Source organism: Mesorhizobium sp. M1334, from assembly GCF_040317995.1.
Lineage (GTDB): Bacteria > Pseudomonadota > Alphaproteobacteria > Rhizobiales > Rhizobiaceae > Mesorhizobium.
Window position 1 is genome coordinate 107,711 of record NZ_JAMYLM010000015.1, and the last position, 16,320, is coordinate 124,030.

13 protein-coding genes and 1 pseudogene are annotated in these 16,320 nt (G+C 58.2%); 12 read left to right on the top strand and 2 right to left on the bottom strand.

Annotated features, from left to right (window positions below):
• Positions 1-22 precede the first annotated feature (22 nt).
• On the bottom strand, positions 23-907 hold the full coding sequence (locus NKH17_RS23130; RefSeq protein WP_352972369.1) for a hypothetical protein: 885 nt from the start codon (positions 905-907) through the stop codon (positions 23-25).
• A 453-nt stretch (positions 908-1,360) separates the two neighbouring features.
• On the opposite strand from NKH17_RS23130, the gene NKH17_RS23135 reads away from it, so the two are divergent.
• The 7 genes from NKH17_RS23135 (at position 1,361) to NKH17_RS23165 (ending at position 10,974) form a co-directional block, all read left to right on the top strand.
• The gene (locus NKH17_RS23135) at positions 1,361-3,139 is read left to right on the top strand and encodes a DUF262 domain-containing protein (RefSeq protein WP_352972371.1); all 1,779 of its coding nucleotides are present in this window, start codon (positions 1,361-1,363) and stop codon (positions 3,137-3,139) included.
• 110 nt (positions 3,140-3,249) lie between these two features.
• Positions 3,250-4,824 (top strand): type I restriction-modification system subunit M, encoded by a 1,575-nt coding sequence (locus NKH17_RS23140; protein ID WP_352972373.1) that lies wholly within the window; start codon positions 3,250-3,252, stop codon positions 4,822-4,824.
• Complete coding sequence (locus tag NKH17_RS23145) at positions 4,814-6,124, top strand: restriction endonuclease subunit S (protein ID WP_352972375.1); 1,311 nt, start codon at positions 4,814-4,816, stop codon at positions 6,122-6,124. The genes NKH17_RS23140 and NKH17_RS23145 overlap by 11 nt, the downstream gene beginning before the upstream one ends.
• A complete protein-coding gene (locus tag NKH17_RS23150) occupies positions 6,121-6,672 on the top strand; it encodes a hypothetical protein (protein WP_352972377.1) in 552 nt (183 codons plus the stop codon). Before NKH17_RS23145 ends, NKH17_RS23150 begins: the two co-directional genes overlap by 4 nt.
• 2 nt (positions 6,673-6,674) lie before the next feature.
• Positions 6,675-7,370, top strand: a complete 696-nt coding sequence (locus NKH17_RS23155; RefSeq protein WP_352972380.1) for an abortive infection family protein — start codon at positions 6,675-6,677, stop codon at positions 7,368-7,370.
• Positions 7,367-10,510, top strand: a complete 3,144-nt coding sequence (locus tag NKH17_RS23160; protein WP_352972382.1) for a type I restriction endonuclease subunit R — start codon at positions 7,367-7,369, stop codon at positions 10,508-10,510. The genes NKH17_RS23155 and NKH17_RS23160 overlap by 4 nt, the downstream gene beginning before the upstream one ends.
• Positions 10,511-10,692: 182 nt before the next feature.
• The gene (locus tag NKH17_RS23165; protein ID WP_352457908.1) at positions 10,693-10,974 is read left to right on the top strand and encodes a hypothetical protein; all 282 of its coding nucleotides are present in this window, start codon (positions 10,693-10,695) and stop codon (positions 10,972-10,974) included.
• Between the two features lie 7 nt (positions 10,975-10,981).
• On the opposite strand, the gene NKH17_RS23170 is transcribed toward NKH17_RS23165, so the two are convergent.
• Complete coding sequence (locus NKH17_RS23170) at positions 10,982-11,233, bottom strand: DUF6074 family protein (protein ID WP_352457909.1); 252 nt, start codon at positions 11,231-11,233, stop codon at positions 10,982-10,984.
• 75 nt (positions 11,234-11,308) lie between these two features.
• Between NKH17_RS23170 and NKH17_RS23175 the strand changes: the two are divergent.
• From NKH17_RS23175 to ligD, 5 genes and pseudogenes are all read left to right on the top strand, one after another.
• Positions 11,309-11,506 (top strand): annotated as a pseudogene (locus NKH17_RS23175) (transposase); the annotation flags it as partial.
• A 597-nt stretch (positions 11,507-12,103) separates the two neighbouring features.
• The gene (locus tag NKH17_RS23180; protein WP_352854331.1) at positions 12,104-12,346 is read left to right on the top strand and encodes a hypothetical protein; all 243 of its coding nucleotides are present in this window, start codon (positions 12,104-12,106) and stop codon (positions 12,344-12,346) included.
• A gap of 562 nt (positions 12,347-12,908) precedes the next feature.
• Positions 12,909-13,136 (top strand): hypothetical protein, encoded by a 228-nt coding sequence (locus tag NKH17_RS23185; RefSeq protein ID WP_352972385.1) that lies wholly within the window; start codon positions 12,909-12,911, stop codon positions 13,134-13,136.
• A 548-nt stretch (positions 13,137-13,684) separates the two neighbouring features.
• Entirely contained in the window at positions 13,685-13,921 is a 237-nt protein-coding gene (locus NKH17_RS23190) for a DUF982 domain-containing protein (RefSeq protein WP_352972388.1), read from the top strand.
• Positions 13,922-14,415: 494 nt separating this feature from the next.
• On the top strand, positions 14,416-16,314 hold the full coding sequence (ligD, locus tag NKH17_RS23195; RefSeq protein ID WP_352972390.1) for a DNA ligase D: 1,899 nt from the start codon (positions 14,416-14,418) through the stop codon (positions 16,312-16,314).
• Positions 16,315-16,320 lie beyond the last annotated feature (6 nt).

A 16,320-nucleotide genomic window follows, 5' to 3' on the forward strand; every position in this document is an offset into this window, starting at 1 on the left:
GACAGTGGCCGACACTGCTTTCTCAACCTTCAAAGAGCCGCCGACGGATTGCCGGATCGGCTGGCGGCCGAACTTGGAGAGTTGGATCCCCGCGGGCGATCGCAAGCTCCTCCTCAGTAACGGCGAAGGGCAGGAATGTCCCGTCGAGGCGTTTGAGCGATGTAAAGAGCCTCCCGTCCTCTGACAGGATGTCTTTGGGATCCTGTTGCGTGTAAAAACCCAGCATATGAGCGTGCCGTTCCGGGTCGTGATACTCCTGCAAATATGGGTTCCATGTCCGCGGCGTATTTGTCTGAGCCACGACGGCGCGCAGGGGCTCGTTCCAGTAGTACGTGACCTTCTGCGCATCCTCGTGCAGCACCGTCTGATCGTAGAAAAGGTGGGCGGAGAGTTCGACGAACTGCTTGGGATGAAGAGCTCGGCCATGCAGATATCGATACCGTTCGCTCAAATATCGTCGGTGAAGACCACCGTCGAACAAGCAGATAAGACCGACGCTCCCGCTGCGTAGTGCCACTCCCCCGACGACAGCGTTGTTCAGGAAGTCGAACGATTCGAATCGGCCGTCGCGCTCGTCGATCCGAAAGCGATACAGCGAATACGGCGCCTCGTAGAAGAACTCGGGGACAGGCGGGTCACCAAGGTGACAGGAAAACATGCCCTTGTTGGTGGCGAAGCAACGCATAAACATCGCAGCATAGAGCATGCCGTCGAGAACTATTCCGGGCAGAATGCGCTCGGGCGTCTTGTCGTGACGGGTTCTGTGATCGACTGCTGAATGACTCTTGCGCGCCATCAGCCAATGAATCTTGCCAAGCCAAACAGCCAAGGTATCGGCATCCTGCCTGCTCACAGCGTCGAACGGATCGGCGGCTGTGAAGGCCGGCGCGAGACGGGTTTCCAGCACGCCGAATGTCTTATTGTTACACCGTCCGCAAATCCCGATTTTGACAGATCGGTACTGCTTGTCGGTAAAGTTGGGGATGGTGACCCTCGCGTTCAGTAGCCCATGCTTCTGTTGGAGCCAGAGCGGGAAGATATGTTCCTGAGTATGGGGCTGTCGGCTTGTCGATCGTCCACAGAGTGTACAGTGGGTGGAGATATCGCGGGGGCGGAGCACGTCGTTTATCATCCGAAGCGACATGTACGATCCAGTCCATTTCTGTATGGCCTAACATGGGAGTTCGATTGACTGCCTACCAGTCTGCCGCGGCGGGCTCAATGCGTGGATCGCAGGCCGGGACATTCCGGCAGGATGGAGAAACTCATTCCCGTTTCGCACAATCTTCAGGGTCCATATTGGCCGGATGGGTTCAACCCGTTAGGGTAGTCGCCAAATAGGGTTCGGGGGGAAGCACCATTGTATAAACCAGGAGGCACGATAGCCGAGGTACTCGGCCGCATTCAGACCAAGGCCTACGTGTTGCCTGCAATCCAACGCGAGTTTGTCTGGAAACCGGAGCAGATCGAGCGGCTATTCGACAGTCTGATGCAAGGTTATCCTTTCGGCACTTTCTTATTCTGGAAAGTAGAAGCGGTGACCAGCGGGAAGTTCAAATTTTACGATTTCGTTCTGAACTACCATCAGCGCGACGCTGCGCACTGCCCGGAATTGGGCAAGATGCATCATCAGAGCGTCACGGCCGTCCTCGACGGGCAGCAGAGGCTCACGGCACTCAATATCGGCCTGCGCGGGTCGATGGCTATCAAGCAGCCGAATAAGTGGTGGACGAATCCTGATGCGTTCCCTGTGCGGACGTTGCGCCTTGATTTGTTGGCGCCCCCGTCGCCTGACGAGGACGGGATCCGCTATCGCTTCAAGTTCCTGGACGATCAGCAAGCCGCGCGCGATGAGGGAGCACACTGGTTTTTAGTCCCTGACATTCTCGGGATGAAAGACGGCCCGGCAATGCTGTCCGGATTACGAAGGCGGGGACTCGAGGGTGATCCTTTAGAACGAGCCTACGAGGTAGTCGACCGTCTGCATCGGGTCGTCCACTCGCACAACCTTGTCAACTACTACGAGGAAGAAACCCAGGACCTCGAGCGGGTTCTCAACATTTTCATCCGGCTCAATTCAGGAGGGACGATCCTCTCCTATTCAGACCTGTTGCTTAGCATTGCCGTTGCCCAGTGGAAGCAGGTTGACGCTCGCGCGGAGATCCACAAGCTCGTGGACGAGTTGAACCACATTGGGTCGGGATTCGCGCTCAGTCAGGACTTCGTCCTCAAAGCGGGCTTGATGCTGGCTGATATCGCCTCAGTAGGATTCAAGGTCGAAAACTTTACGACCACCAACATGCTGGCGCTGGAGACGAATTGGTTCGCGATTCGGGCGGCTCTGGTCAGGACCGTAGAACTGGCTTCCAGCTTCGGCCTCAATGGGCAAACGCTGAGGGCCGACAGCGCCCTGTTGCCGATCGCTTACTATCTATACCGGCGGAACGCTCCTGCGAACTACGTCACCCATAGCCAGTTCGCTGGTGATCGCGCGGCGATCAGAGACTGGCTGGTGAGGTCGATCGTAAAGGCATCCGGTATTTGGGGAAGCGGGCTTGATACGCTTCTGACCGCCCTTCGCGAGGTTGTTCAAGCAAATGACCCGGCGACCTTCCCGGTGGCACAGCTGCGCCAAGTGATGAGCCAACGGGGAAAATCGTTGACCTTCGAGCCGGCCGAGATCGAGGATCTCCTCCATATGGAGTATGGCGACAAGCGGACGTTCCCGCTGCTCTCGCTGCTGTTTCCCTTTGTCGATCTGCGCAATCAATTCCACGTCGACCATATCTATCCAATTTCCCGGTTCACGCCGGCTCGGCTTCAGAAACAAGGATTCGATGAAATCGACGTCGATGTGGTCGCTCGTCACGCGAACACGCTGCCCAACCTTCAGCTTCTCGAAGGCGCCATCAACAATGAAAAGCGGGCGTCTATGCCGATGACATGGCTTTCCGCGCATTTGCCGGATCCCACGTCGCAGCTTCACTACCGAACAAAACACGAGTTAGGCGAACTGGCGGCAGACCTCCAGGAATTCGAGACGTTCTATGCCAAAAGGCGCGATCGGCTCCGAAGCAAGCTCACCACGATGCTTGGAAGTCCCACCTCCCTGCCAATGCAACCCGCCGCAGCAGAATGACAGCGCTTTGACTGTCCAATCGAACTCATCAGACATAGAAGTCAGGAATAGCAGTGCCACGAGGACGTAAACCCGGAACCAAGAACGCGAGCAAAAAGCCCGAGAAAACGATGCCTCCGATCGAGACGACGCTTTGGGCGGCTGCAGATAAACTGCGGGGCAACATGGATGCTGGCGAATACAAGCATGTCGCGCTTGGCTTGATATTCCTGAAATACATCTCGGACCGATTCGACGCCCGCCGCAAAGCTGCACTCATTGACCCCGAAGAAAGAGATCTTGTCGACGACCGCGACCTCTATCTCGCCGACGGGATCTTTTACGTCCCCGATCGCTCGCGCTGGGATTTTCTCAAAGAAAACGCGACCAGCACCAAGCCGACAGTCGGCGAGTTGCTGGATCAAGCTATGCTCGATATCGAAGCCGAGAATTCCAGCCTTCGCGGCGTCCTGACAAAGAATTATGCGCGCCAAGAACTGGATCAGACCAAGCTCGGCGAGGTGCTGAAGCTGTTCTCCGACATCAAGTTTGACGACTCCCACAAGGGGCAAGACGTTCTAGGCCGCGTCTACGAATACTTTCTCGGCGAGTTCGCCAAAATGGAGGGCAAGCGCGGCGGGCAGTACTACACCGCCGGCTGCGTGGTGAAGCTGCTGGTCGAGATGTTGGAGCCGTTCAAGGGCCGCGTTTATGACCCTTGCTGTGGTTCCGGCGGCATGTTCGTGCAGTCCGAGCGCTTCGTGGAAGAGCACGGTGGGCGGCTCAACGAAATCTCCGTCTACGGTCAGGAGTCCAACGCCACGACTTGGCGACTTGCCAAGATGAACCTCGCCATCCGGGGCATCGAGGCGAACCTCGGTCCAAAATGGGCGGATACCTTCCATGAGGATTTGCACAAGGGCCTGATGGCGAAGTACGTCCTGGCCAATCCGCCGTTCAACGACAGTGACTGGGGTGGCGAAAAACTGAAGCGTGACAGCCGCTGGAAGTATGGCGTCCCGCCTGCCGGGAACGCCAACTTCGCCTGGCTTCAGCACATCATCCACCATCTTGCCCCCGATGGATATGCAGGGGTAGTGCTGGCGAACGGTTCGCTCTCGAGCCAGCAATCCGGCGAAGGCGACATCCGCCGGGCCATGATCGAGGGAGTTGAGATCGCGGAAGCGAATGGAAAGAAGACGTTCCTTCCCGGGCTCGTCGACTGCATCGTGTCGCTCCCTGGGCAGCTATTCTCTACGACGCAGATACCGGTCTGTCTCTGGTTTCTGACGCGCGACAAATCCAACGGCATATCGCGCGACAAGAAACTGCGCGATCGCACGAAGGAGATCCTTTTCATCGATGCGCGCGGACTAGGCACAATGGTCTCGCGGACTCTGAAGGAACTGGCCGGCCAGGACGTCGCCAAGGTTGCTGATACTTATCATGCCTGGCGCGAGGTTGGTGGCCGCTATAAAGACGTGCCTGGCTTCGCCAAGGCAGCTGCGATCGAGGAGGTGGCTGGTCAGGGATACGTGCTAACACCGGGGCGCTATGTCGGCACGCCGGAAGCCGATGTCGAGGATGAACCCTTCGACGCCAAAATGCAGCGTCTGACCAAGGCGCTGCGAGAGCAGATGGCCGCGGGCGCGGCGCTCGACGAACGCATCCGCAAGGCGCTTGCTGGGGTTGGCCATGGCTGGTGACTTATCCCGCCTACGCGTTAGCGACTTGATTTCGCGAAAGGTGCTCGCCATCGGCGATGGCTACCGTGCGAAAAACTCGGAAATGAGCCTTACTGGAATACCATTTGCAAGAGCTGGTAACATCGATGGAGGGATCTCGTTTAACGACGCTGACTACATCGATATCTCTGCAATTCCTGTCCCTGAAGAAAAGATCAGCCGCCCTGGCGACACGGTGTTTACCTCGAAAGGAACTGTTGGTCGATTCGCCTTCGTGAAGCAGAATACACGACCATTCATCTACTCGCCCCAGCTTTGCTATTGGCGCTCACTCGACAAGAATTTGATCGATCCCAAGTATCTTTACTACTGGCTTTCCGGTGCCGAATTTTACACTCAGTATAAGGGCGTTTCTGGTCAAACCGACATGGCAGAGTATGTGAGTCTGGGGGATCAGCGCCAAATGTGGATAACCTTACCTGATCCTGCCGATCAGATGGCAATTGGGGAAATGCTCGGTTTTCTCGACGACAAAATTGATGTGAACCGGCGCGTGGCTGCAACGCTAGAAGAAATGTCGCGGGCGCTGTTCAAGAGTTGGTTTGTGGATTTTGATCCGGTCTGCGTCCAGGCTGGCTGTCGTGATACTGGGCTCCCCGCCGACACCGCCGGGCTTTTCCCCAATCGCCTCGGCGACAACGGCCTGCCAGAGGGATGGCAGTTCCAACCAATGTTGGATCAGGCGGATTGGGTGAATGGTGCGGCCTACAAGGACATGCATTTCTCCGATGCACCTGACGCCTTGCCTGTTATCAAGATCGCAGAGTTGAAGAATGGCATTACGGACAGCACCAAGCATACAAATACTGACCTTGGCGACCGATACAAGATCGCGGCCGGCGAACTGCTTTTTTCGTGGTCGGGCAGTCCCGACACGTCGATCGATGCGTTCATCTGGGTCAACGGCGACGCTTGGCTCAACCAGCATATCTTCGCCGTTAGGTCGAATGGTCAGGCGCCGTTGTCTGTGCTGTTTTCCATGCTGAAGCACTTCAAGCCCGAACTGATCGAAATTGCACGCGACAAGCAGACAACAGGACTTGGACATATCACTCGTCAGGATTTGGCCCGCCTCCGGGTTAGCTTAGGTGGCCCTGATATCCTCGCGGCGTTTGATAAATTAACCGACAGTGTATTTCGGCGGCTGCAAGCTGTCCTGTTAGAGAATCAGAAATTGGCACAGCTGCGCGACGCGCTGCTGCCCAAGCTCATTTCCGGCGAGCTGCGGATCAAGGACGCCGAGAAAGCGGTGGCCGCATGAACGAAAGAGGCGTCGACCTTGCCTGGTCCATATTTTCGGATCTGCCAGACGAACCTGAGACCAAATACGGCGCAATGCTGGTCAACTGGAACGGCCAGACGGGCCGTACGACATATGACATGGCGCAATCCTACAAAACGGCCGCCTTCCGCTTGCTGGACGAGGCTGGAAGCTACAACGAGTCCTGGGAGAGCGTCGATCCGATCCTGTTCTGCTTCCGGCACGCTCTCGAACTGAATCTTAAGGCGCTCCATGAGGCCCAATCGAAACGAAACCATGGGCTGCGTTACCTCGCAAACCACCTCCACGAGCGGCTGACAGGTTGTTATCAGCAGTCGCAGTTGGACTGGCTCAGGGATCGCATTGTGGAGTTCGATACCGTCGATCCGCGTTCGACGGCGTTCAGGTATGACGATGTCACCAATGCCAATGTCGCGCCAGAGGTGTGGGTCGACTTCGCTCAGTTCCGTCGGATTATGAACGCGATCTTCAGCGCACTTTACCGGATCCGGCTCGACGACTTCGAGCGCGTCAGGGAGGAAACCTGACAGTGCCCTACTCGCTCCAGATGCTCCGCGCCTTACTTGAGCTGCACCCAGACCGTGCGGAGCCTCTCAGGATTCACATCGAGGCCTTGGAGCGCAGTATCGAGAGCCAGCCGGCCTTCTGCTTGCAGAGCGTCAGGACGCTCTTCGAAGCGGCCCATTCGACGATAGGGCCACGCTTGGGTATCGAGTTTCGCAAGAAAGACGGCTTCCCGGACCGAATGCGCGGGCTGATCGAGGCGATGGATTTCTCTCTAACAGATCACCCAAACGCAGCGGATATCAACGAACATATCAAGGCGCTTACCAAGGGAATCGATGACGTCGCTGTCGCGCTGGCGAAGCTCAGCAATGTACCCAACATGCGCCATGGCGGGTCACTCGATTGGGGAACGCTGCAGCGCCAGCATGCTCTGATGCTCGGCGGCCTTTGCGATAGTCTTGTCGCCTTCCTGTTCGATGTCGCCTGGAGCCGAGCGGTCCCGGGGCCGCAAGACGAGGGTGCCGCGACCTACAGCACAAATGCTGCGTTCAACGAGCATCTCGATGCCGAATACGATATGGTCGGGATAGCAGGCGCAAGCTTCCAACCGAGCTACGTTCTCTTCCACTTGGACGAAACAGCCTATGATGCCGCCCGCCTCGATTGGGAGGCAGAAGGCCTGAACGCAGGCAATCAGGGCGCCGAGATTGCGGCATGACCGAGAGTTACGTCCTGCCGACGGAATCACGACGCCTTGAGCTCGCAGAGGAGGCGGTCGAACTCGCAGCCCTATCCTGGTTCGAACTGATCGGTTGGAAGTCGGTTCCCGGCGACTATCTCGCGCCCGACGGCCCCATGGGTGCCCGCACAGATTATCGGCAGGCAATCCTGGAGCCGGAGCTACGCAGCGCGCTGGCGAGCCTCAATCCTGAGGCGACGGCAGCTATGGTCGATGCGGCAGTGCGAACGATCATGGCCGTGCCCAGCCAGGATCTGATCGAGAACAACAGGCTTTTCCATCCGTTTCTTGTTTCCGGCGTTCCAGTCGAGATCAACGACCGTGGAGAGACGCGAACTGTCGGGTTGCGAATCCTTGATCGCAATAGCCCTTCGGCCAACCGTCTGCTCGTCGCGAACCAATTCATCGTGAAGGGGGACCGTGGCGTCGTTCGCACGGACCTGACCGCATTCGTGAACGGACTCCCGGTCGCGATCTTCGAGTTCAAGAACCCAGCCAGAATCAATGCTACGCTGGAACGGGCGCATACCCAGCTGAGGAACTACGCCGAGAAATGCCCGGACCTATTTCGTGCGAACCAGGTTCTCGTCGTAAGCGACGGCATGAAAGCCCGGATCGGGTCGCTCACGGCGGAACCGGATCGGTTCGCGCCCTGGAGAACCATCGATGGAACCGATCTGGATGACAGCGGTCGGTCGGAACTCGAGGTGCTCATCCGTGGTATCTTTGCGCCGGAGCGCTTCCTCGATTTCATCGTCGACTTCGTGGCGTTCGAGGTGAAGGACGGGACCGTCAAGTCGAAAAAGCTCGCCGGATACCATCAATTCCATGCCGTCCGGAAGGCATTGGCTTCAACCGTGGCCGCCTCGCAGAGTGGTTCGCGGAAGGGTGGTGTCGTCTGGCACACGCAAGGGTCTGGCAAGTCGCTGACGATGCTGTTCTTCGTGCGTCAGCTCCAGTTGGCCAAGGCGCTTAAAAACCCGACGATCGTCATGGTGACGGATCGCAACGACCTGGATGACCAGCTCTTTGGCACCTTTGTCGACCATAGTGCGGCGCTCCGCGGCACACCCCGCAAAGGCGAAACAGCGGAGGAAATGCGAAGGCTGCTGTCGGTTGATATCGGCGGCCTCGTATTTACGACGATACAACGGTTCCGTGGTGCAGATGGCGCACACCCGCTGCTCACGGATCGCAGCAATGTCGTCGTGATCGCCGACGAGGCCCATCGAACGCAATACGGGTTCAAGAAGACATTCGTGGAACGCGACGGGGAGATAAGGGAAGCTGTGGGGTTCGCGGACTATCTCCATCAGGCCCTGCCGAATGCCACGGCCGTCGGGTTTACCGGGACACCGATCGACGAGAGGGATCGCGACACTTACGGAACCTTCGGCGACGTCATCGACACCTACGACATGACTCAAGCGGTGAGGGACAAGGCGATCGTTCCAATCCACTACACCGCACGGCTGGCTAGATTGCACTTGAATCTGTCCGATGAGGATCGGGTGCAACTCGACACACTGGCGGAAGAACTTGCGGAAGGCGAGGATGCTGCCGTCGAGCGGATCAAAGGCAAGCTCGCGAGGTTCGATGAGGTCGTCGGCGCCCCAGACCGGGTGGAAGAAATCGCGGCAGACGTTGTCGCGCATTTCGAAAAACGCAGGGAGGCGATGGCCGGCGGCAAAGGAATGATTGTCGTGATCAGCCGGAAAGTCGCGGTGATGCTCTATGACGAGATTGCCAAGTTGCGTCCTGACTGGGTTTCTGCCGAAGCGCGCGATGACACTATCGGTATGCTCAAGGTCGTCATTACAGGGAACCGCTCTGACGACCCTGCTTCGCTGCAACCGCACCTGCGCACGAAGTCTCGGTTGGAAGCTCTCGCCAATCGCTTCAAGAAGCCGGGGTCCGGCTTCGACTTGGTCATTGTCCGAGATATGTGGCTGACAGGATTCGATGCACCGTCGCTTCATACGCTCTATGTCGATAAGCCGATGCAGGGGCATGGCCTGATGCAGGCCATCGCGCGTGTCAATCGCGTTTGGGGGGATAAGCCAGGTGGCTTGGTCGTTGACTATCTCGGTATCGGAGCCGAATTAAAGGCGGCGCTTTCGAAATACACCCAGGGCGATCGCGACCAGGTGCGGATGGACGCCGACGAGGCGGTTCGGCAGACGCTTACAAATCTTGAAAGCGCCTTGGCGTTCCTGGAAGGCGCACCGTGGCGTTCCTTCTTTGCTGCAAGTCCTGCTCAGCGCCTTACCTTTCTCAAGCAGTGCCTGGAGCACCTACTGACAACGCAGCAACGCGACGCCTTCATCGATGTCGCTTTGAAGCTCGAGGTCGCTTATGCGATCAGCGCCGGTGACGAGCGGGTCACCGCGAAGCGGAATGAGATTGCGTTGATCGCGGCCCTGCGGGCGAACCTGGTGAAATACACGTCTGGCGGGGGACGCAGCCGCGCCACGGTGGAACGCGACATCCGCCAACTCCTTTCACGCGCGGTTATGGCTGACGGAATACTCGACGTCTTCCAGTCTGCTGGCCTTGAGCAGCCCGATCTTTCGATCTTCTCCGAGGAATTCCTAGCCGAGGTGCGGGGCAGCAAGCACGAAAACCTCGCGATCGAAACCCTTCGGCGACTGCTCGCTGATGAGATCAGGTCGCACGCCCGGACCAACATTGTCCAATCGACTAAATTGAGCGAGAGGCTCGACGAGACCCTCCGGAAGTACCATAACCGCGCCGTCGACAGCGTGCAGGTTATCGAGGAACTCATCGACCTCGCCAACGAGATCCGAGACAACGCCGCGCGTGCTCGCGAACTGGGCCTCTCCGAAGAAGAGATAGCATTCTACGAGGCATTGGCGGAGAACGGGTCGGCAAAGGAATTGATGGCGCACGAGACGCTGCGGACCCTTGCGCAGTTGCTCGTCCAGACGATCCGTGCTTCGGCGACCATTGACTGGACGCGGAAAGAAGGCGTCCGCGCCAAGATGCGTATAGAGGTTCGAAAGCTGCTTGCCCGGTATGGGTATCCCCCGGATCTGCAGAAGGCTGCCGTCGACCTTGTTGTGCGTCAGGCTGAGACGATCGCCGCGGATTGGGGATAACCGCTCTGTCGTGGGAAGCCCCGTCCAGTTGCATCTGTCAGTCATCCCGAAAGCGGTCGGACCGCCTTCGGCCCCAATGCGGTCATTTCGGAACATGCAAGCCGACTAAGTGGTTGGAAATCAATAACCACGCGGCCGCAGTGTTCATGGTTTGTGCCTCGATAGTCGCATAAAGGGCCAGTGTGGAACTCAACGGCGGCTCATTGGTTTTGCGGGTTCAGCTCGTGGAAAAGGTCCGTCGGCCTTCCGTGAATGCGGGTTTCCGCATCGCCTACCTCGATTTGGTCGATGACTGCCGGACAGGCGAGGCGGAGCCGTATCTCGCCCGAGAGCACATTCGCGCGCATGATTTCGACGAACGCGCCTATCTTTTCATCCGCAGTGAGAAACCTGCGTTTGACGGATGCAGTGGTGCTACGCTTGTGGAGCCCGGGGCGTCTCTATGCGGCAATCCTTCATCGTGAGCCGATGCTATTGTGCAAGTTTCGCAGCACTGCGGGTGGCGATATCGCCCAAGACAGCATGAAGAAGCGTTCCAACTTCCTGTTCGGCGACCCCGGGTGCAATTCCTGATTCGGACAGTTGAACGAGAATTGCCTTGGCGGTGTTGCGCCAGAAGGCGTTCGCGTCCTTCCCGTTCTTGGATTCCAGGACCCGGGCGATCCCTTCGACCAACTTCCGCCGCCGATGCAGCGGAAACGCGCTTATGTTTGAATCACACATCGATCACCTCACCCCTTCAGTCGCGCGAATAAGCATTGGCGGGTGAGAAAATTTGGTTAACAGCGCTTTTGGACAATGGTCAGCAATGGAATAAAGCGTCTACCCAACAAGCCAAGAGGTGTGCCACGTGTTGATGATCGGCGCGTGCTGAACGGCATCTTCTGGGTGCTGCGCTCCGGTGCTCCATGGCGCGACCTGCCTCAGCGCTATGGCCCGCGCACCACCTGTTGCAACCGCTTCGTCCGATGGCGAAAAGCAGGTGTGTGGCTGCGCAGTAACGAGTCTACGGCCTAAGGTTTGCGGAGCCTCACGCCGGCGCGGCTGCCGTTCTCCGGGATGAACTCGACGCCGGCGGCCTAGAGGGCGATGCGCAAGGCAGCAACGGTTCGCTCTTGTGTGGAGCCCTGTCGGGCCGCGACATCTACTTAATGTCTATTTTAGACAGTCGCCGCGACCATAACTTTTGATAACAGGTCAGGGTCGCGGGATGCCGAGCCGCTTGAATACCGGGTTAGTCCGGATGCTCGCGATCGTCCCGCCTCAACCGCGCAAGCGCGTCATCATCGCGGGCGGGCGCCATAGCCAAACCGGGAGCGCTTATTCTCCACGGAGCACCGGGCATTGTCTGGTTGTGAAGACGGTGCTTGATCACCAGCCGCCTGAGTGTGTCTTCGCTTACGTTGTAGTCGTACCTGAACAGATCAATGGCCCTCTGGACCGTGATCGGCTCTGCCCGTGGGATCTAGAGCGGCCGAAGCCGTTCGCCTGTTGCCGGCGCTGTTTTGACACGGCGCGCATTGGTCATTCGGCCCATCGCGCTTTTCTGCGACTCCCCGCTTCGCACGATATCAGGGAACGATATCGCCCCCCATGTATTACAAACCCATGGACACTATGGAACCCCACGGCCACGGGATGGCGGCCGATCTTTTGACATCGGAAGTTGCCAATGCCAGGCAGCGCATCCACCGGACCGAGCTCGCGCTTCAACGCACTGAAGAAATGCTGGCCGAAAATCTCGCGCTGTGCAGCAGGATACGAACTGCGGTCGAGGCCGCAGACCGCTTGGTGAAGATCGATCCCCCCAGCTTTGAAGGACGTCGCGCGGGTTGAACTGGGCCGCGTTTCATTCGCCTTGCGGCACCCTGCCGCAAGAGCCTGCCCGTTGGCATCACAGCGTGAGCAAACATTGGACAGAAGCATTCCAACGTTCACGATGTGCAACGCCGACGCTAGATAGACACGAATTTCAGTTCAAAGAGCGAGGTTAATGCTGCGGCAAACGAAGGGGGCACGGGGGGTCTTCGCGCGAGCCAGTTATCCGATCTCCCGCTCAGAAATTTCTACCAAATATTCCAACCTCCTGATGGAACCCATTCGTTGCGGGCGAGTTGCGGCTGATTGGGACGGACTTCCCGAACATGACAACGAGCAACAAAGCAGACCATCAGTCTGTCTCCGAAGCGTTTCGGAAACTGATCCGTTCCGAAGGCTATCGTCGACGGAAGAAGGTCCCTAGCCGGCTGGCTGAGCGTCAGCTCAAAGAGTATAGAGGCTCGCTTCGTGGCTTGTCCCCCTGATTCCCACTCAGAACTTATCAAACATTCTTCTTGATTTTTCTCGACAGAGGATCATGAATGTTCTCTTGGGTTCTCGCTGAGGTGGGAGGCCTTGTATGAACGTTTGCACGAACTGCCGACCCGACAAAGTGACGGCCAAACACCTTGTTCACGAGCTGATCCTACAAGCCCGTCGCGGCCAAATCATCTCCGTCAAAGAGACTATTGCAGCGGTGCGCCGAGACCGGCCACATCTGGCGGAAACTGACTGCGAGCTGGTGGAGCTTATTGTCAATGTTGCCCCAGCCTTTGGCCTGTTCGTCGGGTTCGATCTTCGCGAATAACCGCCTCCTCAACAGGGCGGACCGTCGCGACACGGTCTCGATCAAAGCGGCATTACGCGAAGCTCGGGAGACTTGCGCCTTATTTGGTGGCCTCCGACGAAGAACTAACCGAGGCAATCGTCGAGGCAGCAACTGCCATGGGCCTCTGCGTGGCTTTCGACGCCCGGGAGTAGCTGTCGGCCGACTTCGGTGACCTCGCAATGGGCGCGCGCCCGTATGCTGTCATTCATTCTCAATATTCCGGCCTTGGCGTGACAGTCCTCACATTAACGCTCTCGCCGAGGACAAATAACCATCGGATGCCGCAGATTTCCGACTGGTCCTTTTACGCGATCGTCGCAACGAGTAGACCGACAACAAGCGAAATGACCAGGGCGACACCCACCGGAAGATGATGCATACCGGCTTCGTACCGACCGCTTAGATAACCGTCGATGAACCTTTGGAAACATCCCGTCACGGACTAGACATGCCTAACAAACGGTAATCGTCCTCATCGCTGAGCCGGTTAGTAGAGACGAAACCCGCTAGCCGCCTGGGGTCCATTCATGGCTCTCCACTGGTTCAACCCTCCGATCCCCGTCAAGACCGAGCGTCCCGGGATCATCCGCAACGTCAACAACGCCGAGGCAGCCGGCGAGGAGTTGATGAAGTGGACCAAGCGTGGCCCTTGGTGGGACCTCGCGGTGCGCGTTGACGAGATGGAACCCGAGGAGGCCCGCAAGGCATTCCTGGCTGCTGCAAAAGAGGAGGGGACATTACTCCCCCCAATGACAACCAGCTAAATTGGATTGCGGTATAAGGTTCTAGGTGTCTCAGACCAACACCGCCTTCGCGAAAGGAGCCCGCCGCCAAGCATGGAGATGAGAGGCGACGGACCCCCCCCACAGCGGCTGCACATCCACGAAGTAATCCCGCTGCCGCCTCTAAACCCGCGAGGGCCTACATCGTTCCCTTAGCTGCAGCTAAAGCGGGGTTGGTCGGCGGGCTCTTCCCGCTCTAAGTTCCCTCTTATGGGTCCCCTCTGGTTCGCTCCCCCGGTCTACGTGAAGACGAAACGTCCGGGCATTCGCAATGGGGTCAGCCACGTCGAGGGAGCCGCCGAGGAACTCCTATGGAAGGGCCGGAGGCAGGAAGCACGGCCTAAGGCCGAGGCGCTAACCAAGCGGGTCGGCAATGATCGCGAAAAGCTCAATACGGCCTGCAGCGAAACTAAAGAAGTAGTCGCGCGTTGGACGCGGATAACGCTATTTCGTCTCTGAGTATGGTTTAGGTCAGAGTGGTCAAGCCAACGTCGCATAAGGCAATCAATGGGTCGAGCGCTAGTCAAGCGAAGTCGCCCGCTCGTGACGAGGTCACTTTAGCGCCGCCCGCTTTCCGGCCGGTTCAGCTCGCAACGCTCGTGGACACGGTCCCTGCCGGCGATCGTTGGATCCATGAGATGAAATACGACGGCTATCGTATTCTCGTTGCCGTCGGCGGTGGCGAGGCGCGAGCCTACACACGATCTGGTCTGGACTGGTCTAGCCGTTTTCCCTCGATCCTCTCCGAGGCTCGCAAGCTCAAGGTGCGCTCCGCCCTGATTGACGGCGAGGCCGTGGTTGTCGATGCGGAAGGAAGATCTAACTTCCAGGCGCTTCAGAATGCATTGAAGGGTGCCCCGGCGACTATCGACTTTTATGCGTTCGATCTGCTGCAGCTCGACGGCGAAGATCTGACAAGGCTTCCTCTTCTTGAGCGCAAGGCGAATCTGGAGGCGATCTTGCCTGCGAAAAATCCGGTCCTTCGTTATTCCGACCATATCCTCGGCCGCGGAGAAGAGCTGCTCGATCGCTTCTGCGCTGCCGGCCTTGAGGGCGTCATCTCAAAGCTCGCGGATTCGAGTTATGTGGCGGCCCGCGGCGCAAGCTGGCTGAAGATCAAATGCATCAGGCGGCAGGAATTTGTGATTGTCGGCTGGACGCCGTCCGACAAGGTCCGCGCGTTTCGGTCCTTGATCCTTGGCGTTCATGACGGCGGCAAGCTGCGTTACGCCGGGAAAGTCGGCACCGGCTTCGATACCGCTGAACTTCTTCGTCTCTTGAAGATCATGGCGCCGCTAGAGCAGAAGGCCGCGACCGTCGACGCACCACGCGCCGAAGTGCGCGGCGCACACTGGCTCCGTCCGAAACTGGTCGCTGAGATTGCCTTCACCGAAATGACAAATGAAGGGACGTTACGACATCCGAGTTATCTTGGTCTCCGCGAAGACAAGAAGCCGGAGGCGGTCGTGCTCGAGACGGAACGTCATGCAGCCGATCTCGCCGCGTCTGCGACAACCGCCATCGCGATAAGTAACCGTGACCGCGTCATCTATCCGGAGTCCAACATCACCAAGGGACAGCTCGCCGACCATTACGCAGCGGTCGCGGCGATCATGCTTCCTTGGGTTGGCAGCCGGCCGATCAGTCTCGTTCGATGCCCACAGGGCCGCGCGAAGAAGTGCTTCTTCCAAAAACACGACGCCGGCAGCTTTGGCGACAAAGTCCACCACGTCGGCATCACGGAGAAGGACGGGCACGAGGAACCATATCTCTATGTCGACGATGCCGACGGACTGATGACTTGCGTCCAGATGGGAACGATTGAGCTGCATGGATGGGGGGCTCGGATCGAGGATGTCGAAAAGGCCGACCGCCTCGTGTTCGACCTCGACCCCGATGAAGGCCTCGATTTTGAGGTCGTCCGCGCCGCTGCTTTTCAGTTCCGCGCTATCCTTAAATCGCTGGGACTTACGACTTTCCCGATGCTGACGGGAGGCAAAGGAGTGCACGTCATCGCGCCCCTCACCCCTGGCGCCGAGTGGCCAGAGGTGAAGGACTTCGCGTCTCGCCTGGCGCAGGCGGTTGCCCAGAGCGATCCGGCCCACTTCACCGCCGTGTTGTCAAAGGCGCGCCGCAAGGGTCGCATCTTTGTGGACTATCTACGCAATCAGCGCGGGGCGACCGCGATCATGCCCTACAGCGCAAGATCACGTCCGGGCGCTCCTGTCGCGGCACCGATCACGTGGGCGGAGATGAAGACAATAGATGCACCCTCTCATTTCCACGTGGGCGATGCTCCTGAATTGAAGAAACGCGCAGCCTCCAAAGCTCTGGCGGAATGGGGTCGCGCTGACCAATCCTTGCCCAATCTGTAGCGCCCG

What these genes read in the sequence shown, in the direction of transcription:
- NKH17_RS23160 (WP_352972382.1), top strand. Translation starts at nt 7,367, where the DNA reads ATGACCGAGAGTTACGTCCTGCCGACGGAATCACGACGCCTTGAGCTC.
- NKH17_RS23190 (WP_352972388.1), top strand. Translation starts at nt 13,685, where the DNA reads ATGGCTCTCCACTGGTTCAACCCTCCGATCCCCGTCAAGACCGAGCGT.
- NKH17_RS23180 (WP_352854331.1), top strand. Translation starts at nt 12,104, where the DNA reads ATGTATTACAAACCCATGGACACTATGGAACCCCACGGCCACGGGATG.
- NKH17_RS23140 (WP_352972373.1), top strand. Translation starts at nt 3,250, where the DNA reads ATGCCTCCGATCGAGACGACGCTTTGGGCGGCTGCAGATAAACTGCGG.
- NKH17_RS23170 (WP_352457909.1), bottom strand. Translation starts at nt 11,233, where the DNA reads ATGTGTGATTCAAACATAAGCGCGTTTCCGCTGCATCGGCGGCGGAAG.
- NKH17_RS23185 (WP_352972385.1), top strand. Translation starts at nt 12,909, where the DNA reads ATGAACGTTTGCACGAACTGCCGACCCGACAAAGTGACGGCCAAACAC.
- NKH17_RS23150 (WP_352972377.1), top strand. Translation starts at nt 6,121, where the DNA reads ATGAACGAAAGAGGCGTCGACCTTGCCTGGTCCATATTTTCGGATCTG.
- NKH17_RS23145 (WP_352972375.1), top strand. Translation starts at nt 4,814, where the DNA reads ATGGCTGGTGACTTATCCCGCCTACGCGTTAGCGACTTGATTTCGCGA.